We start from the raw sequence: 20,362 nt of genomic DNA on the forward strand, positions 1-20,362 counted from the left end.
AACACATCAAACACCTAAAGGATTATCAAGATTTAATTGAAATCACTGCAACGACTGAACTGCGCAGCGTCACATCAACGTGAAGCTCATGTCACATAGGTGGCGCTTTGCAGAGCTGGATCATACCCTTACCTCAGGTGCGCAAGGAGCTCACATGGTCGTTGAAAAATTTACATTCGCAAACCAAGACGGCCACCAACTGGCCGCACGGTTAGATTTACCAGAAGGCCCACATCTGGCCAGTGCTTTATTTGCACACTGCTTTACCTGTTCAAAAGATATCCCCGCGGCGAAACGTATCGCCCAAAGGCTCGCCGCACAGGGCATCGCGGTGTTGCGCTTTGACTTTACTGGCCTTGGACATTCGGGAGGGGAGTTTTCAAACACTAACTTCTCAACCAATATGCTCGACTTGCTCGCCGCAACCCAAGCCATGACAGAGCGCGGCTTTCCACCAAGCCTTCTTATTGGCCATAGCCTTGGAGGCGCTGCCGTTTTGGCCGTTGCAGACCAGATCAAATCGGCGAAGGCCATTGTCACTATTGGAGCCCCTTTTGAGCCTGCAAACGTCATTGAACACTTTACTGAAAAGCATGCAGAGATCGTCGAATATGGTTCTGCTGAAGTTCGTCTTGGTGGGCGACCATTTACCATACGAGACAGCTTCTTGAAGGATATCAGTACGCACAAGCTACGCGAGGCAGTGGCTACTTTGGGAAAGGCTCTATTGGTACTACATGCGCCACGCGACGAAATCGTGAGCATAGATAACGCCGCAAAAATCTTTATGACTGCAAAACACCCGAAGAGCTTTATTACGTTGGATGACGCTGATCATTTGATCAGCCGTGTTAACGATGCTGAGTATACGGCAGAGGTGATCAGCTCGTGGGTGTCACGATACCTAGACATCCGTCCCCCTGCCCCACCACCTGGAGCGCCAGAAGGCATTACCCGAGTGCGAGAAGTAGACCCACTTGGGTTTTTACAAGACGTGATGTCTGGCCCATACCATCATACACTTTCCGACGAGCCCAAAGCTTACGGTGGGGGCAACAAAGGAATGTCTCCATACGGGTTTGTTTCAGCTGGCCTCGGAGCCTGCACTTCAATGACCATTCGAATGTATGCGAGGCGTAAAGGTTGGCCGCTTGATCATGTCCGCGTGGATGTAAGCCACGAAAAGGTTCATGCTCAGGACGCGGGGGGCAACAGCGGTGAAAGGATCGATGGATTTAAGCGCGAAATCACACTTGAAGGCGATCTAACAGCTGATCAACGCCAAAAACTTCTCGAGATTGCAGACAAATGCCCGGTCCATCGAACGCTTGAGCGCGCAAATCAGGTCACAACCATTCTAACAAAATGACTAAAGGCCGGTTTGCGCATCTTGTATTGCGGGTAGGATTGTTTGCTCTATCGCGCGTTTCGTAATAGGACCAGCAAAACGCAAAACGATAATACCGTTTGAATCTATAACGTATGTCTCAGGGACACCGTAAACACCCCAATTAAGGGCCATACGTCCAGTTTCATCCGCTCCAATACTTTTATAAGGATCACCAAGATCTGCGAGAAACTTTAGAGCATTTTGCGCTTTGTCTTTATAATTCACCCCATAGATCGCAATACCACTCTCCGCGAGCGCTTCAAGCTGTGGGTGTTCGACACGACATGGCGCACACCAACTCGCCCAGAAATTCACGAGCTTAACACCTTCGGCTCGCAAGGTCTCATCCGTGAAGGTTACGCCTGTTCCAAGTTGCTTAATCTCAACCTCTGGAGCAGACTTACCCTCAAGTGCGGATGGTAAGGCATCAGGATCTTCGCGCTGAAGCCCGAGAAACATTAAAACAGCCAGTCCCGCGAAGATCAGTGGCGGGGCAAGCATCACAGGGGATACCTTAGCCACGCGACTTCCTCCGATTTTCGATTTCATCAAGCTCCGCTTTGACGCGGCGTGCTCGGGACAGACTTAAAAGAACAATAGCAACGATTAGACCAATCGAAACAGCATACGCTGACAACACTTCTACTGCATATTTTCCAAGATCAGGCATCATCCCAAACGTTCCCGTGCCAAGAGAGCGCGCGCGCGGCGTGCTCTGATTTCTGTATTCGTGCGAAGTATGACCAGCGCAACAAATAGCAAAACAAATCCTGCAATTGAGACAAGTGCTGGGTACCAAAAGACATCAGCAACATTTTCTTTCTTGTCCAAAGACAGAGATGCCCCTTGATGAAGCCCTTGGTTCCAGAAGTTGACAGCATAACGGGATAACAAAGCAAAAACTGAACCCACAAGGCACAAAACACTCGTCAAATCAGCAGCGGTATCGTCGTTTTCTATCGCACTCCAAAGCGCTATATACCCCAAGTAAAAAAGAAATAGGATCAGGAAGGACGTTAATCGCGGATCCCATGCCCACCATGTTCCCCACATTGGCTGCCCCCAGACCGCGCCTGTGAAAAGCGCGATAAGTGTCATGATTGCACCAACGGGTGCAGCTGCGCGAGCTGCCAATGCGCTTACGTGATGCCGCCGAACGATCCAAACCAACGACGTGATCAACATCATTACCCAAATATTGATCGCCATCATCGCACTGGGGACGTGGATGTAGAAAATTTTCACAGTCGAGCCCTGGCGAAAGTCATCAGGCGTGAAGAAAAAACCCCAGCCAAGGCCAGTCAGCAGACAAACTGCAGCTGCCACAGCTATAAATGGCAGTGCGGCTTCCGTGGTCCGCATAAACTTCAGCGGGTTTGCATATTCCCAAATCGACGCCATTGAGCTCTTCCCCTTTTAAATATTCCCATGCCTGAATTTGTCAACAAATGCCAGCACTCTGATATCACATTAGCGCAAGTTCACTCTGAGCACCGCCGCACTAGCAATTGGTAAAAGCGCCAAGGCCGCGAGACTGATCCCAGAAAGCATTAAGAGAGGTGTTGTATATGTCTGGCCCTCAGCCCCCAGTCTGGCGAGCTCGGCACCAAATATAAGCGTTGGGACATAAAGAGGCAAAACCAAGAGACTGAGCAGCAATCCTCCCCGCTTGATCCCAACGGTTAAGCACGCTCCAAACGCACCAATAATCGAGAGCGCAGGTGTCCCCAAAAGCAATGAAACCATGATCGCAAGATACCCAGTGCTAGGTAAGCTCATCAAAAGCGCAAAAACGGGTGTTGCCATGACAAGTGGCAAGCCAGTCGTCAACCAATGGGCAACAGCTTTTACCGTGATGATGCCTTCGAGCGGAAGAGGCGAAGTTGCCAGCAGATCGAGTGAACCGTCTTCAAAGTCTAGCGCGAACATACGATCCAAAGAGAGAAGGCAAGCCAAGAGCGCAGCCACCCACAATACTCCAGGTGCAATCCGTCCCAACAGATTGGTCTCAGGGCCGACACCAAATGGGATGAGGACAACGACAATAAGGAAAAAAGAGAGCCCGAGGCCGAAGCCCCCTCCTGCGCGGACAGCGAGGCGCAAATCCCGTCTCAGAAGCGCGATCATAGAAAAGCCTCATCAAAGTTATCCTCAAGAGCAGACGTTGCCTTATATGCGCCAAGATCAAGCGATATTGCGTTTTTTAAGCCTAGATCAATGTGTGTGGCCATGATCGCAGCACCCCCAGCTTCTAAGTGAGCTTCAATGACCTTGCCAAACATAGTGACCGCGACTTGGTCCAAAGAGACTGTCGGTTCATCGAGAACCCAAACCGGTCGGCCTGTGACCATCAATCGTGCGAGACCAAGTCTGCGCTTTTGTCCCGCCGACAGCGTCCCAGCGGGCCTGTCTCTCAAGTCGGATAAAGCAAATGCAATAATTGCAGCCTCGATACCCTTTGTCCCAAAAATGCTGGCCCAAAAAGCCAAGTTCTCCTCGACCGAAAGCGTCGCCTTTATGCCATCCACATGCGCAGCATAAGCCGTCATATCAGGATCAAGATTTATCTCACCTGCCAATGCAGGCTGCAATCCTGCAAGGGTTCGCAACAAAGTGGTTTTTCCAATCCCGTTAGGACCACGGATTACAAGAGCCTGTCCAGCACTGAGGCTAAAGCTCACATCTTTCAGCACAGCCAAACCACCACGTGCAACGCTAAGTTTTTGAACGTGAAGCTCCATAGAGAAGTCCTTAAACAGGTAAGGCGGCAAGGGCAACGCGGCGGCCTTCTGCCGCAAGTACATTGTAAGTTCGGCATGCAGCGGGTGAATTCATGACTTCAACACCCATTCCTGTCGCTTCAATTTTTTGTCTCAAGTCTGACGGTAAATGTGCAATCTCAGCACCTGTTCCCACGAAAATCACATCAACGGCCCCCTGGAGCGCAAGGAGGCTCTGAAAATCGTCATACCCCCCCCAAAGTTTTGCGCCCTCAGCGGTCAATAGCATTCCACTCTCAATACGATGACCTCCAATTTTGAAAAAACCCTGTCCATAGCTCTCGACAGGCTGGGCTTCGGCAAAGTGCATTTCAGTCAATTTCATATTTCAGTCCCAAAGAGGCAATGATGTAAGTGCCGCAGTAAAAATTACTAAGTAGGCTATCCCGCGATATAGCTTTTCACGAGCGGGGTCAAAAACCTTTGCCCCTAAGATGTTGCCAGCCACAGAAGGCACAAGAAATAACAGCCCCAAAGTAATGGGCAGAGCCTCAAGATGCCCTTTCATAGCGAACCAAAACAGCAAAAAAACATCGAAGACAAACAAATACATCATGATATTTGCGCGAATACAGCTGACCGCTTTGGTGCTTGCAGCAAAAAGCATGATAATGGGAGGACCAGGCAATCCCACAGCACCCCCTGTGATGCCGGCAATGGCTCCGCAAACATAAAGTAGCTTTGGCGTTATTTGGCCGCGGTAGCGCAGTCCCGCCAACAAAGATAAAGGCACAACAATGGCCAATATTGAAACAGCGTAACGAAAAATCTCGGCAGGAACAGTCAAGAGGAAATATATCCCCGCAGGGAGGGCCACTAGGGTCGCGAAGCCAAGACGTGCAACACTGCTGGGCTCACCGTCTCGCCACGCACGCGGCAGATTGGGTATGGGGCCAAAAATATCCATAACTGTTAGAGCAACAAGAACCGAGACTGGGTCCATAAATTGGCTTGTAAAAGGGATGAAAACCATCGCTGTTCCAAACCCAGAAAAGCCCCTGACAACCCCTGCAATAAAAACGACCAAAACTAACCAGTAAAAACCATCGTGTTGGACAGCATGACTGATTAATTCAGGCATCCACATTGGCAAATTGATTTCCTGCAGTCGCGTTAGGTTTGGTCCAGTCGCGTTTCACGCCAAGCCACAGCAATATCGTCGAGGCTACAAAAACAGAACTATACGTGCCTACAATAACGCCCCAGATCATAGCGAAAACGAAACCACGGATCACGTCTCCCCCAAGAAAGAACAGTGCTAAGAGAGCTAGCAGAGTGGTCACCGACGTCATCATCGTCCGGCTCAAAGTCTCGTTGATCGAAATGTTCATCACTTCTTTGAGCGGTTTCTGTTTGTATTTGCGGAGGTTCTCACGAACACGGTCAAACACAACAACCGTATCGTTCAGCGAGTAGCCGACAATTGTTAGAAGTGCCGCGATGATCGCAAGGTCAAAACGAATTTGGAGTTCCGAAAATACCCCAATGGTTAGTAAAACATCATGCACCAGTGCCACAACAGCACCAACCGCAAACTGCCATTCAAATCTCAGCCAAATGTAGATGAGCACTGCTCCAATAGCCAAAACCACAGCAATCATAGCCGTTTGAATGAGCTCTCCAGAAACCTTTGGCCCAACGCTCTCAACAGAGCTAAAAGTAATGTCAGGTGCCTTTTCTTGCAGAGCAAGCAGAACCGCTTCAATCACTTCTGACGTCACGGCTTCTTCACCATCTTGCGCCTGAATACGGATCATCGCCACATTTTTGTCCGCACCAAAGCTCGGATCAAACACCTCAGTAATGGTGATATCGCCCAAACCTAGAGGTTCGATAGAATCGCGATAATCGGCAATTACGATCGGCATGCTGCTATCAGTACGGATCGTAGTACCGCCTCTGAAATCAATACCGTAATTCAGCCCCTGCAACACAAAACTTGCAAAGGCTACAACCATCATAAAGGCTGAAATACCGAGCCAAAGTTTGTATCGATCAAAGAAATCCCAATTCGTGTCCTGCGGAACAAGTCTCAATCGCATGGTTTAGACCTCTATCGTTTTGGGTTTACGGCGTTCAAACCAGATCACAACAATCAGACGCGTTACGAAAATAGCCGTGAAGACAGATGTCAAAATGCCTAGTCCAAGTGTGATCGCAAAGCCTCGTACAGGCCCCGATCCAACTGCATATAGAATGACCGCCGTGATGAATGTGGTAATGTTGGCGTCCACAATCGCTGACAGCGCTTTTTCGTAGCCCAAATCAATCGCTCTAGCAGGGCCTTTTGCTGACTTCAGCTCTTCCCGAATACGTTCAAACACCAGAACATTTGCATCAACTGCCATACCAATGGTCAAAACAATTCCTGCAATTCCGGGAAGCGTCAGCGTGGCACCTAACATCGAAAGCAGTCCGAATATCAAAATCACGTTAATCACGAGAGCGAAGTTGGCAAAAACACCAAAAGTGCCATAGCTCAGAACCATAAAGACAAGCACACCAACAAACGCGACGATGCAGGCGAGCTTTCCAGCTTCGATGCTGTCCGCGCCGAGCTCTGGTCCGATTGTACGTTCTTCAAGAAACTCAAGACCCGCTGGCAGAGCACCAGCGCGCAGCAAAACAGCTAGGTTGGTGCTTTCTTCGAGCGAAAAATTACCAGTAATAATACCAGACCCACCGGCGATATGACTTTGAATAACAGGCGCCGATATCACTTCACTGTCGAGCACAATCGCAAAGGGTGAGCCGATATTCTCAGCCGTGTAATCGCCAAAACGCCGCGCGCCAGTTGTATTGAACCTGAAGGAAACAGCAGGTCTTCCATTTTGATCAAAGTCAGGCTGGGCGTCGACAAGATCTTCACCCGAAACAACAGCCGCTTCTTCAAGCACATAAAAAACGCCATCTTCATCAAGTGACGGCAGCACATAGTTCCCTGCCCCCGCTGGTGCATCAGCACTGTTTGCCCGACTTACGACCGAATGAAAGGTTAATTGAGCTGTAGTCCCGATTATGGATTTCAACTCAGCAGCACTGCCCAACCCGGGAACCTGGATCAGTATGCGATCAACGCCCTGACGCTGGATTGTAGGCTCGCGGGTTCCCACTTCATCGATACGGCGCCGAATGATTTCAAGAGACTGACGTACCGTGCGTTCATCTGTGGCTAACTTCTCAGCCTCGGAGAGCTGAACGATAATCACATCTCCCTCAACGCTCACTTCAATATCGCGAGCACCAGCACCAGACAAACTAGTCACTGGTCGAGCAAGACCGCGGATAAGACTTGCTGCTACCTGTAGCTGTTCTGGTTTGGAGATTTTAATGCGCAGCTCGTCATCTGCGCTTTTCTGCAGACGCACTGTGCCCACACGCGCGCGCTCTTCGCGCAGGAGATCTCTGATCTCAGGCCAGCTGCCCTTGATCCTTGCGGCGTATACATCGGCGACTTTTACTTCGGCGAGCAAATGCGCTCCACCGCGCAAATCTAGCCCCAGATTAACCAATCCAGACGGCAAATAGGTCGGCCACATATCGGCCTGCTCAGAAAGACCCGCAGCACTCCCCCCAGCCTCCAGCGCCTTCACTGCGTCATTGTGTGTCTCGACGCGAGTGTAGAAGCCATTTGGCAAAGCAAGCATAATACCCGCAACCACAACGAGCCAGATCAGCACCCGTTTCCATGTATCAATCTGAAGCATTATGGGCTCCGCCTCGTGCTTTAGTTACTTGGGAAGCTTAAGCTTTTGCTGGCTCTGTTTTATTCAAAACTTGAGCAATCGTGCCTTTGATGACGCGCACTTTCACAGCATCTGCTATCTCGACTTCAAGCTCTCCATCCTCACGGACCTTAACAACTTTGCCGATAATTCCACCCTGTGTGATCACTTGGTCACCACGGCGGATGTTCTCGATCATCTGTTGATGCTCTTTCATTTTTTTCTGCTGTGGTCGGATCAAAAGGAAATACATGATCGCGAAAATCGCGGCCAACATCAGCAAGTCACCAGGTCTCATATGCGCCCCCGTCGTGGTCTAATTATGGGCAAAGCCCTTCAAATCCAGCATTACCTATGCCTGAACAGGATTGTTTGCAATGGGCAAAGCCGAATAGAAGCAAGGTACAATGACCCGTTTACCTTGGGCCACAAAATCGGTCATAAGGCGGCAGCAAGATTTATTCCTCAAAAGGACAAGTGAGATGCACGATATTCGCGTGATCCGTGAAAACCCCAGCGAATTTGATGCCGTGATGGCACGCCGAGGGCTCGCACCAGTCTCAGGCCACATTCTGAAACTCGACGAAGAGCGTCGTAGCAAAATTTTGGCGGCTGAAACTGCGCAAGCAGCCCAAAACAAAGCGGCAAAAGAAATTGGTGCGGCAAAAGCCTCTGGCGATACGGCTCTCTTTGAAAAGCTCCGAGACGAAGTCGCTGCACAAAAAGCTGAGGTGGCTACCCTTCAAGTAGAAGCCAAGACCCTAGACGCAGCTCTGACTGAAATGCTTGGCGCTCTGCCTAATCTGCTGCACGAAGACGTTCCTGTGGGCGCAGATGAAGCAGACAACAGTGAGGTGCGCAGCTGGGGGACACCCGCGGCCGTGAATTTTTCGGCCCGAGAACACTTCGAGCTGGAATGTGTAAAGCTAGGGATGGACTTTGAAACAGCGGCCAAGCTTTCTGGCAGCCGTTTTGTTGTTCTTTCGGGCTCTGTTGCTCGCCTGCACCGTGCTTTGGCTCAATTCATGCTAGACACGCACATCGAGGAAAATGGCCTGACCGAAACCTGGACTCCTGTTCTTGTAAAAGAAGAGATGATGTACGGCACTGGCCAGCTCCCGAAGTTCGGCGAGGACAGCTATCAAACCACAAACGGCTGGTGGCTCGTGCCCACAGCAGAAGTTACCCTGACGAACATCGTCAATGGTATGACAGTAGAAGAGAATACCCTGCCCCGACGCTTCGTTGCGCACACACAATGCTTCCGTTCTGAGGCTGGAAGTGCTGGACGCGACACTTCAGGCATGCTGCGCCAACACCAGTTTGAAAAGGTGGAAATGGTTTCGATCACTCATCCAGACAAAAGTTTGGAAGAGCACGATCGCATGACGCGTTGTGCCGAAGGTATTCTTGAAAAACTAGAGCTCCCGTATCGTACTGTCGTCCTGTGCACGGGTGATATCGGCTTCGGCGCCATCAAGACACATGACATCGAGGTTTGGTTACCAGGCCAAGGAAAGTACCGCGAAATCAGCTCGGTTTCTGTCTGTGGAGACTTTCAAGCACGCCGTATGCAAGCTCGGTTCAAACCCGCAGACGGCGGGAAGCCGCAACATGTCCATACTTTGAATGGTTCAGGCTTGGCCGTTGGGCGCGCACTGATTGCCGTTCTGGAAAACGGGCAGCAAGAGGATGGATCGGTTATTCTGCCTAAGGCTCTGCACCCTTACGTCGGCGGGAAAACTACGCTTAACGTAGATGGATCATTGTCTTGAGTTTACGAAAATTCAACCATAGCCTGATCAAATGAACAGATTGCTCGCCTTAGCCACGTTTACCGCAGCGATATTGTTTGCAGCATCCCCGTTCTTCACCTCGGGGTTCAAAGGATTTGAGGGCAACCAATTTCCGATGCCTCAAATCGACCCTGCTATTCAGCCGGCAGGTTACGCATTTTCAATTTGGGGACCGATTTATCTATGGCTCGTTGCAGGAACAGGTTTCGGTCTCTTCAGGCGCGTTGATGCCATTGCGTGGACAAGCTCAAGGCCCGCCCTTTTCATCAGCCTCGCCATCGGCGCATCTTGGATCGCGGTTGCCCAAATCTCTGTGATCTGGGCAACCGTTCAAATCTGGCTCATGCTTATCGCCGCCCTTGCAGCATTCGTAAGGGCAAGTGATGATGACGCTTGGTGGCAAAGAGAACCGATCGGCATTTATGCAGGGTGGCTCACAGCGGCCTCAAGCGTCTCTGTCGGTCTAGTCCTCGCAGGCTATGGATATGCGACACAAGACATCGCGGCCTATGTCAGTCTCTCGATTGCTCTCATCATAGCGGTCGCAATGCAAAAAGCTCGCCCGAAGTCTCTGTCGTATCCGATCGCCGTGATTTGGGCACTGGTCGGAATTGTCGTCAGCAATTTTGAGCCGCTAAACACAAGTGTCATAGCGCTTTGTACTGTGGGAATAGGCTACTTGCTGATCGGGCTCATTAAAGCCCGGAGCACCTAGTCTTTCTTGCGACCTTGAGTGTGCTTTCTCAGCTTTGACGGCGGAGCCTTCTTGCGTCCCTTGTATGGGTTTTTGTCGCTTTGGCCGCGCATTGTCATGCGAATGGGCGATCCTGGCATGTCAAAGTCTTCCCGCAGGCCGTTCACCAAATATCGCGAATATGCAGCTGGCATCTTGTCTGGATGCGAACACATAACGATAAATCCGGGCGGACGCGTTTTCGCCTGTGTCATATAACGCAGCTTGATGCGCTTCCCCTGCGGCGCGGGGGGCGGATGCGCTTGGACCATGCCATCGAGCCAACGGTTCAGATGTGCAGTCGTAATCCGCTTGTTCCAGACATCATGCGCTTTGCGAATTGCATCATGCAAGCGTTCAAGTCCACGACCTGTTTTGGCTGAGACAGTGATAAGTGGAGCGCCTCGCAACTGAGGCAGCAATCGCGTAAAGGCTTCTTTGAGCTCTTTCAACTTATCTTGCTTGTCGTCCTCAACATCCCATTTGTTAACAGCTACGACGACTGCGCGCCCTTCACGTTCGGCAAGGTCTGCAATGCGAAGATCTTGTTGTTCAAACGGAATAGCGGCATCGAGCAAAACAACGACAACTTCAGCAAACTTAACCGCGCGCAATCCATCCGATACAGATAGCTTTTCAAGTTTATCCTGCACCTTGGCTTTTTTACGCATACCGGCCGTGTCAAAGATACGTACCGGGGTACCCGACCAATCAAGCGTGAGGGAGATCGCATCACGTGTAATCCCAGCCTCTGGCCCCGTAAGCAGGCGATCTTCACCAAGGATTTTGTTGATCAGCGTTGACTTGCCAGCATTCGGACGTCCAACAACGGCAATCTGAAGCGGTTTTTTCTCAGTCGGAGTATGATCAGGTGCGTCTTCATCCTCGTGGACGGTCACATCAATAGCAGGCGCGTCTTCTTTTGCGCGCTCTTCATACTGATCGGCCAAAGGCATAAGAGCAGTATAGAGTTCGTTTAGGCCCTCGCCATGCTCTGCTGATAAACGAATAGGATCACCAAGTCCCAATCCATAGGCTTCCATCACACCAGCATCAGCGGCCATGCCTTCCGCTTTGTTCGCAGCAACAAATACGGGAGACCCTTTACGGCGCAGGATGTCTGCAAAGACTTCGTCTGTCGGCGTAACACCAGCGCGCGCATCAATCATAAATAAGCAGGCGTCTGCCATTTCTACGGCACGCTCGGTCAAACGGCGCATGCGCCCTTGAAGGGAATCGTCAGTCGCATCCTCCAGTCCCGCTGTGTCGATCACGGTGAAACGGAGATCTCCGAGCTTCGCTTCTCCTTCGCGTAGGTCACGAGTCACTCCAGGTTGATCATCAACCAAAGCAAGACGTTTCCCGACCAAACGGTTGAAAAGAGTTGATTTGCCCACATTGGGACGGCCGACTATGGCCAAGGTAAAGCTCATTCTAAAAGCGCTCCAGTCGCAGAAAGCCGCACCTAACCGAGTTTAGGGTCAACGGAAAGCGAAAAGTTGCCCTTTACCGCTCACGACAAACATGACCCCTCCCGCGAATACAGGGCTCGTCGTCGCACCACCTGGAATTTCTCCTGTTTGCAAGAGAGCTCCATTTGTCGGGTCAAAGGCTCTGATCAAACCATCGCTAGAAGCGACATACAGCCGCCCACCTGCCAGAACTGGCCCATAATGCGCAAAGAGCCCCGCTTGCCGCTTTGGTCGGTCTTTCACAAAAAACGGCAGCTTCACGCCCCAAACCCGCTCGCCTGTTTTTGCGCTAAGGCGAACAAGTTCGTTGCCATCTGACACAAGGAAAACATCATCGCCATTGACCCAAACTGGGCTCATCGGGCCCTCTTCAGCTGTCCAGAGCCGTTCGCCAGTAGCCACATCCAGCGCAACCATACGCCCCGATTGTGTCCCCGCGAAAACAAGGTTACCTGAGATGACTGGGTCACCCGTGATGTCCGTTATCCGACTGCGCGTAAAACCACGCCGCTGGCCCGAAATGACCGAATCCCAAACACGCAGACCGCCCTGCTTGAAGGCTGCTTGCAACTCGTTTGATCCAAACGAAAAAACCACCAAGCTGTCCGAAACCGCTGGAGCAGGTCCACCAAGGATATTGTTTTTGTCAGCTGAGGATCCAAGTTGCCAAAGAATACGGCCGCTTTCAGCATTCAGTGCCCAAGCCGTTGAATCGCCCGCAACAAGATAGACGATGCCATCACGCACAGTAGGCGAGCCTGTCGCTGATGCTTGCAGTTTTTGCACCCAGAGCTCTTGTCCCGTTTTGGCGTCAAGCGCCGAAACAACACCGAACCCTGATGCAGCATAAACAACACCTTTGGAGGCCGCTAAACCACCTCCTGTCGCATCACGACCGCTATCACGCTCTGGTACAAGGCTGACGTTCCAGAGCGCGGCCCCAGATGTCGAGGTGGCCGAAACGCGCGCCTCTGAGTCAAGAGTGAATACTTTTCCATCTAAAACAACTGGCTCTGACACAATCCGACCAAAACGGCTGTTACCTGAGCCGATATTCACACTCCAGATCGGCTCCAACGCGCCGCCAAATGCGGGATGATCGATGCGGGTGTGCGGGCTGTTATGACGTTGAAGCCAGTTTGCGTTGCTCTGCGCTTGGCTTAGCGCAACGGGCTCAGAGCGGTTCTCAGTCAAACCCGCATTCACCACTTTGTTGCCTGCTTCTTCTGCCCGCAGTGGTTCACGCTTGCCAGCCAATATTGTTTCTGGTTCCTCACAGGCACTCAACATTAAAAATGACAGAACACCCACGCAGCACGCAAGCGAACCCAGATTTGGCAGACGTTTTTTCATCGACTTTATCCCTCGCGCCTCGTTCAGGCTATTGGTCTACTACTTGCTTTGCTCTTGGGCTGTCGCCACTACAGGCACATCACCGCCAAGAGCAACAATAAGCTGTGTCGCACGGCGGCGCAGCCCAGGCGTTGCTTCGCTATCTTGTACGATGCTGCTCAGTGCCGCAATCGCTTCTTCTGTGTTGCCTTGCTCGATCTCAATCAAAGCCAGTTGCTCTTCCACCAGAACTTCCAGCTGTGGATTTCCACCAATCAAAGCTTCATAGCCCGCTTTGCGTTCGGCCAAACTCAGCTGATTTTCTTGCAATGCAAGAAGCTTAAAGCTCGCCACCTGACGATAGACGAGTGGCACATCTGCGTCGCTAGCAAGCAACTGAAGCGTTTCTTGCGCCTCTTTTTGGCTTCCAGCATCAAACTGTTCTTTCGACGTCAGCAAGTCGAGAACAGCGCGCCCGCCCACATCAATGCCTTGAATAGAGGCAAGCGCCATGGCTCGTTCGGCGGCCGCATTATTATCCAAAGCCGCGAGTATAGCGTCACCAAAGGCCTGATATTGCGCCGTGGCTTGAGCTTTTCGATATTCGATAAAGCCCGCACCCCCGACAACAATAATCACCGCGCCAATCACCATCCAACCATAGCGCTTCGTCCAAGCAAAAAGCCTATCACGACGCACCTCTTCGGTGACTTCTTCAATAAAACTGTCAGTATCGCTCACGCCGTTGCCCTTTCGGTTTTGACCCTCATACAGTCTTGGCTGGCCACTGCCAAGACCTGCATTAACGATCGGCAGTGAAGCGTAAATGCGCGAGAAATGAGATGGCCGCTCCGGATCACACCGGCCCAAACTAAACTAGACAGTTTAGGAAAACTGATCTATTTAAAAACGGGGTTCGTAAATTGGAATATTGGGCTCTAATTAGGTTCAAATTTCCCATATTAAGAGGCACAAATGCGGCTAGTCCCATTCCTGACAGCGATATTGGTAACGGTTTTTCTATTTTTCCTTGTCGTCCATCGAGACACATTGATGAGCTTCGCAACTGGAACTGACAAGGCAGTCCCGACTGAAACCGTATCCACCGCCTCCAATGAGAACACCAAAAGTTCACGCCGGGTTGGCGTGATTGCAATCAAATCGCGCGCTCAAGAAATTGACAGCGCGGTCATCTTGCGCGGCCAAACGGAGGCTGCACGTCAGGTAGATGTGCGATCAGAAACCTCTGGATTGGTTGTTTCCCCCCCCTTGCGCAAAGGCGCTTTTGTAGATGAGGGGCAAATCCTTTGTCAGCTGGATACGGGAACACGAGGATCAATTCTCGCAGAATCCGAGGCACGGCTGGCTGAGGCCCGTGCGCGGATCCCAGAAACTGAAGCGCAGATTCCTCGAGCACAGGCGCAATTGGAGCAAGCAAAAGCTCAGCTAGAAGAAGCCCTTATAAATGACAATGCAGCGCGCAAGCTTTCGAAAGGTGGATTTGCGTCAGACTCGCGCGTCGCCGCAACAGCTGCTGCCGTGCGCGGCGCAGAAGCTGCAGTCAAATCAGCTGAAGCCGAAGTTAAAACCTCACAATCTGGAATGTTAGGTGTTCAAGCAGCGATTGAGTCTGCCCAAGCAGGCGTGGATGCTTCCAAGAAAGAAATCTCGCGCCTCGAAATAAGAGCGCCATTTCAAGGGCTATTGGAGAGCGACACAGCCGAGCTAGGGTCTCTCATTCAGCCGGGCGGAGCCTGCGCCACCGTGATACAGCTCGATCCAATCAAACTCGTCGGCTTTGTCCCCGAAACACAAGTGGATCGCGTCAAAGTTGGTGCACGCGCCGGCGGCCGCCTCACGACAGGACAAAACGTGACAGGCGCCGTGAGTTTTCTTGGCAGAAGCGCAGATCAACTCACACGAACCTTCCGAGTTGAGATTGAAGTTCCAAACCCCGACCTCGCCATTCGCGACGGTCAAACAGCTGAAATAATTATCGGCGCAGAAGGCCGCACGGCACATTTAGTTCCGCAATCCGCACTGACTCTAGACGATACAGGACTGCTTGGTGTTCGACTTGTCGATAGTTCGATGCACGCCATATTCCAAACCGTGACACTATTGCGCGACGATGTAAGAGGTGTTTGGCTTTCTGGCCTACCTGATGAAGCCGACATAATTATCATCGGCCAAGAATATGTCGTGGACGGTGTGCTTGTCGCGCCAGAGTATCAGGATGTTGTCCAATGACTGGCTTGGTAGATTGGGCCGCCGCCCGTGCGCGGATGATAATGGCCTTTATCGTTCTGTCGCTGCTCGTCGGCGGCTTTGCCTATGCAAACCTGCCCAAAGAGGGCGAGCCTGACATTCAAATACCCGGTTTGTTTATCTCGGTTCCCTTCCCCGGTATCTCAGCAAGCGACAGCGAGACACTGCTTGTAAAGGTTATGGAAACAGAACTGGCTGACCTTGATGGCCTTGCTTCGATGTCGGCCACAGCGGCTGAAAACTATGCCGGTATCTTTATAGAATTTGAATTTGGTTGGGATAAATCAGCCGTTATGGCAGATGTACGTGAGGCCATGAATGCCGCCGAAGCGGCTTTTCCTGACGGGGCTGAGAAATATTCAATAAACGAAATAAATTTCTCTGAATTTCCTGTTTTGATCATCAATCTGACGGGTGATGTCCCTGAACGCACCATGTCTCGGGTAGCGGAAAACCTAAAAGACAAGATCGAAAGCCTAGATGCTGTCCTGGAGGCTGGTATCGCTGGCAAACGTGACGAAATGCTCGAAGTTCTCATCGATCCACTGAGACTTGAGGCTTACAATGTTACCGCAGGTGAACTGATAAGCGTTGTGCGCAACAACAACCAGCTGATCGCAGCGGGTGAAGTTGAAAGCTCAACAGGTGCATTCTCTGTCAAAATTCCATCAAGCTTTAGTGAGCCACAGGACGTCTACAATCTTCCAGTGAAAGTAAACGGAGATCGCATCGTCACCTTGGGCGATCTTGCAGAGATCAGGCTGACATTTGAGGACAGGCTCGGAACCGCGCGCTTTAACGGAGAAACCACTGTTGCGCTTCAAGTTGTGAAGCGGAAGGGGTTCAACCTTCTCGATATGGCTGACGATGTAAAAGCCGTGGTCGCTCGTGCGAGCGCAGAATGGCCCACAGAGCTTCAATCTGCAGTCTATGTCGGCACATCGAATGACCAGTCGCGCGTCGTCGGCTCGATGATTTCGCAACTTGAAGGCTCTGTACTGACAGCCATCGCACTTGTCATGGTCGTGATCCTCGCGGCCCTTGGTGTGCGCCCTGCACTGCTCGTCGGCTTTGCTATTCCAACGTCTTTCTTGCTCTGTTTTGCATTCTTAGCTCTGATGGGGGTAACGATTTCAAACATTGTTATGTTTGGGCTTATCCTCGCGGTGGGGATGTTGGTGGACGGCGCGATCGTAGTTGTCGAATACGCAGATAAACGTATTTCCGAGGGCACTGGCCCGATGCACGCCTATGTTGAAGCTGCCAAAAGGATGTTCTGGCCGGTCGTAAGCTCAACGGCAACGACGCTTTGCGCGTTCCTCCCAATGCTCTTTTGGCCAGGCGTGCCAGGCCAGTTCATGGGGATGCTACCCGTTACGCTCATTTTTGTTCTCTCGGCCTCACTTATTGTGGCTTTGATATATCTGCCTGTGATGGGCGGGGTTTCAGGGCGCATGAGCCGCCTCTTTGGTCGCTCAGCTGACGTGCTCCGTGCAGCGACACCATGGTGGCTTAGGGCAGCCTTGGTTCTACCATCGCTCTACCTCGTCTTTCTCGGCGCCATGCAAACGCTCAACCCAGGCTACCTCTTTGGGGGAACGCCTATCTTTGAAGGGGTGATATCGCTGCTTCCGGGTATGGTTTTGTTTTTACTTGGAAGCTTTGCCTCCTCGATCACATTGGGCGCAGCTCAAATTGCTTGGAAGAAAACGTCCGTTCAGGCTGGGCGCAGGCGCACATATTTTGGCCAGTTTATTCAACTCATTACAGGCAATCCAATCATGCCCGTGGTGTCGGCCGCTGCCGTCCTATTTTTCGTGATGTCTGTCTTTGGATATTACGGCTCCAATAACAACGGAACTGAGTTTTTCGTAGAATCTGAGCCTGAAATGGCGATCGTCTATGTAAGAGCACGGGGAAACCTTTCACTTGAGCAAAAAGACGACTTGATCAAGCGTGCCGAAGGCATTGTCCTCGCTCATCCAGGAATCGACAACGCGTTCTCTTTTGCAGGTGACAGTGGCCTCAATACCAATACTGGCGGCGCTCAGCCCCCCAATGATACGATTGGGCAAATTCAGTTTGAAACGATCCCATGGGAAGATCGAAGAGATCGGCCCGACCTCGATGGTGATCTTGTACTACAAGAACTTACAGAACAACTGTCCGATCTCCCCGGAACAAAAATAGAAATTCTTGCAGCCTCACGTGGCCCCGCTTCTGCAAAGCCTGTCCATTTGCGCCTCAAGGCGGATGATTGGGAAGACTTGATCAGCGCAGCCCAAACGGCACGAGCCAAATTCGATGCAACCGAAGGCCTGACACTTCAAGAAGATACGCTCCCCCTCCCCGGAATTGACTGGCAGCTTGATGTCGACGTCCAAGAGGCTGGGAGATATGGTGCAGATGTCCAGACTGTCGGCGGCATGATCCAACTCGTCACGCGCGGCATACTTCTTGATACGATGCGCGTTGATAGCTCTGACGAGGAAATCGAAATTCGCGTGCGGCTACCAGAAAAAGACCGCGTATTGAGCACACTTGATACACTCAAACTGCGAACTGCGGATGGGCTTATACCTCTCTCAAACTTCCTGACACGCAAACCTGTGGCCAAACTAGCCGAAATCAACCGCGCTGACCAAATGCGGTTCTTTGATGTAAAGGCAGGGGTGGTCAACGCGACAATGCTTCTGACCAATGCCGAAACGAACGAGACGCAACTTATCTCCGCGGCTGATTGGAATGAAGATGCCGCCCTGCAAGCACAAAGTGAGCGTGAGGGTTTTGAAGCCGTGCCGCTCACACCTGCAAACAGAATTGAAGCGATCACATCTTGGCTCCAGACCGCGCCCTTTCCTGAAGGGGTCGCATGGGAGTGGACCGGAGATCAAGAAGATGAAGCCGAAAGCCAAGCCTTTCTAAGCTCGGCTTTCACGGGGGCGCTTGGGCTCATGTTCATAATATTGCTTGCCCAGTTCAACAGCTTTTATAACTCAGTTCTCGTCCTTCTTGCGGTTGTCCTCTCAACGGCAGGGGTGCTCATCGGCATGTTGGTCATGGGCCAAACCTTCTCAATTATCATGACGGGTACGGGCATTGTCGCGCTTGCGGGTATTGTCGTGAACAACAACATCGTTCTGATTGATACCTATCAGGAATATTCCTCATACATGCCGCGCCAAGAAGCTATCGTGCGCACCGCAGAAGACCGAATACGACCAGTGTTGCTGACCACAATCACAACAATGGCAGGCCTTGCGCCTATGATGTTTGGCCTCAGCCTCGACTTTATCAATGGCGGTTATTCGATTGATAGTCCCACGGCACTCTGGTGGAAGCAGCTTGCAACAGCTGTCGTTTTCGGACTGGGCATCGCGACAGTTTTGACGTTGGTGTTTACGCCATCAATGCTGGCTCTACGTGTCTGGGTATCCACTTATCTCGGATGGGCTGCACGTGCGCTTGCCGCGCTGTCTCTCGGCAGCGCCAGCCGCATTGCTCGCGATATGGCGCTACAAACAGCGGTCCGCCGCATAGCCCCCCCTGAAATCATGTGGGACGGCTACAACGATCAAGCTGTAGGCGAGACACCCGAACCCGGACCAAACGACATAGAAACTGTTGGTTCAAGCGAAGCATCACCATCAGACGACAATGCTGAAACCGCCAGAAATACATCGACTGGTCATATAGAGGCCGCTGAATAGGCAACCCTTATGCTGCGTCGTCCTCGCTGCTTTGCCTTGCCCATAAGCTTGCATAGCGCCCTTTGCGCTTCAGCAGGGCGTCATGAGTGCCCTGCTCCGCTACTTCACCGTCTTCCAGCACAACAATGAGATCGGCATCAGAAATTGTCGATAGACGATGTGCAATCGTGATAACCGTGCGCCCCTCAGCTGCCTTGCGTAAAGCAGACTGAATTTCACGTTCCGTCTCAGTATCAAGTGCTGAAGTCGCCTCATCGAGAAGCAATACAGGCGGATCTTTCAGCAATGTACGAGCAATACCCACCCGCTGCTTTTCACCTCCAGATAGCTTCAAGCCTCGTTCCCCAACAGCGGTATCATACCCATTTGGTAAAGCCGCAATAAAGTCATGAATTTGCGCGGCCTTCGCAGCTGCGACGATTTCATCCTCACTCGCCCCGTCGCGCCCGTAAGCGATATTGTATCGGATGGTATCATTGAACAGCACGGTGTCTTGCGGAACCACTCCAATCACCCCGTGCAAACTCTCTTGCTTTACATCGCGCACATCCTGCCCATCGATTGATAGGCGACCTTCGGAGACGTCGTAGAAGCGGAACAGCAGGCGTCCTATGGTTGACTTGCCCGAGCCCGACGGCCCCACAATCGCAACAGTTTCGCCTGCACCAACTTTGAGGCTCACACCTTTTAGGATTGGACGCGCGGCATCATAGCCAAAATAAACGTTTTCAAGAACGACAATCCCATTTGACACTTTAATCTGAGTGGCTCCAGGCTTGTCTTCAATCTCGGCTGGCTGACCAAGCAAATCAAACATCTCGCCCATATCCACAAGGCTCTGTCGAATTTCACGATAGACTGTGCCCAAAAAGTTGAGCGGTAGAGTGATCTGGATCATGTATGCGTTGACCATAACGAAATCGCCAACCGTTAAATCACCGTTTTGAACACCCAACGCGGCCATGACCATGACTGCAATCAAACCCATAGTGATCAAAAGGGCCTGACCAAAGTTCAGGAAGGCAAGCGATGATGCCGTTTTAATGGCCGCGGCCTCATAGCCTTCCATCGCCGCATCATATCGTTGCCCTTCGCGCCGCTCCGCCCCGAAGTATTTCACCGTCTCAAAATTAAGGAGGCTATCAATCGCCTTTTG

General features: G+C 51.6%; 19 protein-coding genes. 5 read left to right on the top strand and 14 right to left on the bottom strand.

Features of this window, described 5'->3' with window-relative positions:
• Positions 1–154 precede the first annotated feature (154 nt).
• Positions 155–1,369: a bifunctional alpha/beta hydrolase/OsmC family protein gene (locus P8O11_RS06270; protein WP_300292779.1), complete on the top strand. Its 1,215-nt coding sequence runs from the start codon at positions 155–157 to the stop codon at positions 1,367–1,369.
• Here the strand turns inward: P8O11_RS06270 and P8O11_RS06275 are convergent, their stop codons facing one another.
• The 10 genes from P8O11_RS06275 to yajC all read right to left on the bottom strand — a co-directional run bounded on the left by P8O11_RS06275 (position 1,370) and on the right by yajC (position 8,193).
• Positions 1,370–1,912: a DsbE family thiol:disulfide interchange protein gene (locus tag P8O11_RS06275; protein WP_300292783.1), complete on the bottom strand. Its 543-nt coding sequence runs from the start codon at positions 1,910–1,912 to the stop codon at positions 1,370–1,372.
• Entirely contained in the window at positions 1,905–2,063 is a 159-nt protein-coding gene (gene ccmD, locus P8O11_RS06280) for a heme exporter protein CcmD (protein ID WP_300292785.1), read from the bottom strand. Before ccmD ends, P8O11_RS06275 begins: the two co-directional genes overlap by 8 nt.
• Complete coding sequence (locus P8O11_RS06285) at positions 2,060–2,791, bottom strand: heme ABC transporter permease (RefSeq protein WP_300292787.1); 732 nt, start codon at positions 2,789–2,791, stop codon at positions 2,060–2,062. Before P8O11_RS06285 ends, ccmD begins: the two co-directional genes overlap by 4 nt.
• Positions 2,792–2,860: 69 nt before the next feature.
• Positions 2,861–3,517 carry a heme exporter protein CcmB gene (ccmB, locus tag P8O11_RS06290; RefSeq protein WP_300292789.1) on the bottom strand — a complete coding sequence of 219 codons (657 nt, stop codon included), beginning with the start codon at positions 3,515–3,517 and terminating at the stop codon, positions 2,861–2,863.
• Positions 3,514–4,131, bottom strand: a complete 618-nt coding sequence (gene ccmA / locus P8O11_RS06295; RefSeq protein ID WP_300292791.1) for a heme ABC exporter ATP-binding protein CcmA — start codon at positions 4,129–4,131, stop codon at positions 3,514–3,516. Before ccmA ends, ccmB begins: the two co-directional genes overlap by 4 nt.
• Before the next feature lie 10 nt (positions 4,132–4,141).
• Positions 4,142–4,495, bottom strand: coding sequence for an Mth938-like domain-containing protein (locus tag P8O11_RS06300; protein ID WP_300292793.1), 354 nt, complete (start codon positions 4,493–4,495; stop codon positions 4,142–4,144).
• Between the two features lie 3 nt (positions 4,496–4,498).
• Complete coding sequence (locus tag P8O11_RS06305; protein WP_300292796.1) at positions 4,499–5,257, bottom strand: sulfite exporter TauE/SafE family protein; 759 nt, start codon at positions 5,255–5,257, stop codon at positions 4,499–4,501.
• Positions 5,244–6,212, bottom strand: a complete 969-nt coding sequence (gene secF, locus P8O11_RS06310; RefSeq protein WP_300292798.1) for a protein translocase subunit SecF — start codon at positions 6,210–6,212, stop codon at positions 5,244–5,246. The genes P8O11_RS06305 and secF overlap by 14 nt, the downstream gene beginning before the upstream one ends.
• A 3-nt stretch (positions 6,213–6,215) precedes the next feature.
• Complete coding sequence (gene secD / locus P8O11_RS06315; RefSeq protein WP_300292800.1) at positions 6,216–7,877, bottom strand: protein translocase subunit SecD; 1,662 nt, start codon at positions 7,875–7,877, stop codon at positions 6,216–6,218.
• A 37-nt stretch (positions 7,878–7,914) separates the two neighbouring features.
• Positions 7,915–8,193 (bottom strand): preprotein translocase subunit YajC, encoded by a 279-nt coding sequence (gene yajC, locus P8O11_RS06320; RefSeq protein ID WP_273499246.1) that lies wholly within the window; start codon positions 8,191–8,193, stop codon positions 7,915–7,917.
• 184 nt (positions 8,194–8,377) lie between these two features.
• Between yajC and serS the strand changes: the two genes are divergently transcribed.
• A complete protein-coding gene (gene serS / locus P8O11_RS06325; RefSeq protein ID WP_300292804.1) occupies positions 8,378–9,670 on the top strand; it encodes a serine--tRNA ligase in 1,293 nt (430 codons plus the stop codon).
• Positions 9,671–9,701: 31 nt separating this feature from the next.
• On the top strand, positions 9,702–10,406 hold the full coding sequence (locus tag P8O11_RS06330) for a hypothetical protein (protein WP_300292806.1): 705 nt from the start codon (positions 9,702–9,704) through the stop codon (positions 10,404–10,406).
• Here the strand turns inward: P8O11_RS06330 and der are convergent.
• From der to P8O11_RS06345, 3 genes are read right to left on the bottom strand one after another with little or no spacing between them, the layout of a single operon-like run.
• Positions 10,403–11,857 (bottom strand): ribosome biogenesis GTPase Der, encoded by a 1,455-nt coding sequence (gene der, locus P8O11_RS06335; RefSeq protein WP_300292807.1) that lies wholly within the window; start codon positions 11,855–11,857, stop codon positions 10,403–10,405. The two genes, P8O11_RS06330 and der, sit on opposite strands and share 4 nt — an antisense overlap.
• 48 nt (positions 11,858–11,905) lie before the next feature.
• Positions 11,906–13,249 carry a PQQ-binding-like beta-propeller repeat protein gene (locus P8O11_RS06340; RefSeq protein WP_300292809.1) on the bottom strand — a complete coding sequence of 448 codons (1,344 nt, stop codon included), beginning with the start codon at positions 13,247–13,249 and terminating at the stop codon, positions 11,906–11,908.
• Between the two features lie 39 nt (positions 13,250–13,288).
• Entirely contained in the window at positions 13,289–13,969 is a 681-nt protein-coding gene (locus P8O11_RS06345; RefSeq protein ID WP_300292811.1) for a hypothetical protein, read from the bottom strand.
• 234 nt (positions 13,970–14,203) lie between these two features.
• On the opposite strand from P8O11_RS06345, the gene P8O11_RS06350 reads away from it, so the two are divergent.
• Positions 14,204–15,478 carry an efflux RND transporter periplasmic adaptor subunit gene (locus P8O11_RS06350; RefSeq protein WP_300292813.1) on the top strand — a complete coding sequence of 425 codons (1,275 nt, stop codon included), beginning with the start codon at positions 14,204–14,206 and terminating at the stop codon, positions 15,476–15,478.
• Complete coding sequence (locus P8O11_RS06355; protein ID WP_300292815.1) at positions 15,475–19,206, top strand: efflux RND transporter permease subunit; 3,732 nt, start codon at positions 15,475–15,477, stop codon at positions 19,204–19,206. The genes P8O11_RS06350 and P8O11_RS06355 overlap by 4 nt, the downstream gene beginning before the upstream one ends.
• 7 nt (positions 19,207–19,213) lie before the next feature.
• Here P8O11_RS06355 and P8O11_RS06360 read toward each other — a convergent pair.
• Positions 19,214–20,362: ABC transporter ATP-binding protein/permease (locus P8O11_RS06360; RefSeq protein WP_300292817.1), on the bottom strand; the 1,149-nt coding region annotated here is incomplete at its 5' end.

The sequence above is a fragment of the Lentibacter sp. genome, assembly GCF_029254145.1.
Taxonomy (GTDB): Bacteria; Pseudomonadota; Alphaproteobacteria; order Rhodobacterales; family Rhodobacteraceae; genus Lentibacter.

Excerpts from the sequence above, each read along its gene's own strand:
- P8O11_RS06270 (WP_300292779.1), top strand. The coding sequence starts at position 155 with ATGGTCGTTGAAAAATTTACATTCGCAAACCAAGACGGCCACCAACTG.
- ccmD (WP_300292785.1), bottom strand. The coding sequence starts at position 2,063 with ATGATGCCTGATCTTGGAAAATATGCAGTAGAAGTGTTGTCAGCGTAT.
- P8O11_RS06285 (WP_300292787.1), bottom strand. The coding sequence starts at position 2,791 with ATGGCGTCGATTTGGGAATATGCAAACCCGCTGAAGTTTATGCGGACC.
- ccmB (WP_300292789.1), bottom strand. The coding sequence starts at position 3,517 with ATGATCGCGCTTCTGAGACGGGATTTGCGCCTCGCTGTCCGCGCAGGA.
- ccmA (WP_300292791.1), bottom strand. The coding sequence starts at position 4,131 with ATGGAGCTTCACGTTCAAAAACTTAGCGTTGCACGTGGTGGTTTGGCT.
- P8O11_RS06300 (WP_300292793.1), bottom strand. The coding sequence starts at position 4,495 with ATGAAATTGACTGAAATGCACTTTGCCGAAGCCCAGCCTGTCGAGAGC.
- P8O11_RS06305 (WP_300292796.1), bottom strand. The coding sequence starts at position 5,257 with ATGTGGATGCCTGAATTAATCAGTCATGCTGTCCAACACGATGGTTTT.
- secF (WP_300292798.1), bottom strand. The coding sequence starts at position 6,212 with ATGCGATTGAGACTTGTTCCGCAGGACACGAATTGGGATTTCTTTGAT.
- secD (WP_300292800.1), bottom strand. The coding sequence starts at position 7,877 with ATGCTTCAGATTGATACATGGAAACGGGTGCTGATCTGGCTCGTTGTG.
- yajC (WP_273499246.1), bottom strand. The coding sequence starts at position 8,193 with ATGAGACCTGGTGACTTGCTGATGTTGGCCGCGATTTTCGCGATCATG.
- serS (WP_300292804.1), top strand. The coding sequence starts at position 8,378 with ATGCACGATATTCGCGTGATCCGTGAAAACCCCAGCGAATTTGATGCC.
- P8O11_RS06330 (WP_300292806.1), top strand. The coding sequence starts at position 9,702 with ATGAACAGATTGCTCGCCTTAGCCACGTTTACCGCAGCGATATTGTTT.
- der (WP_300292807.1), bottom strand. The coding sequence starts at position 11,857 with ATGAGCTTTACCTTGGCCATAGTCGGCCGTCCCAATGTGGGCAAATCA.
- P8O11_RS06340 (WP_300292809.1), bottom strand. The coding sequence starts at position 13,249 with ATGAAAAAACGTCTGCCAAATCTGGGTTCGCTTGCGTGCTGCGTGGGT.
- P8O11_RS06350 (WP_300292813.1), top strand. The coding sequence starts at position 14,204 with ATGCGGCTAGTCCCATTCCTGACAGCGATATTGGTAACGGTTTTTCTA.
- P8O11_RS06355 (WP_300292815.1), top strand. The coding sequence starts at position 15,475 with ATGACTGGCTTGGTAGATTGGGCCGCCGCCCGTGCGCGGATGATAATG.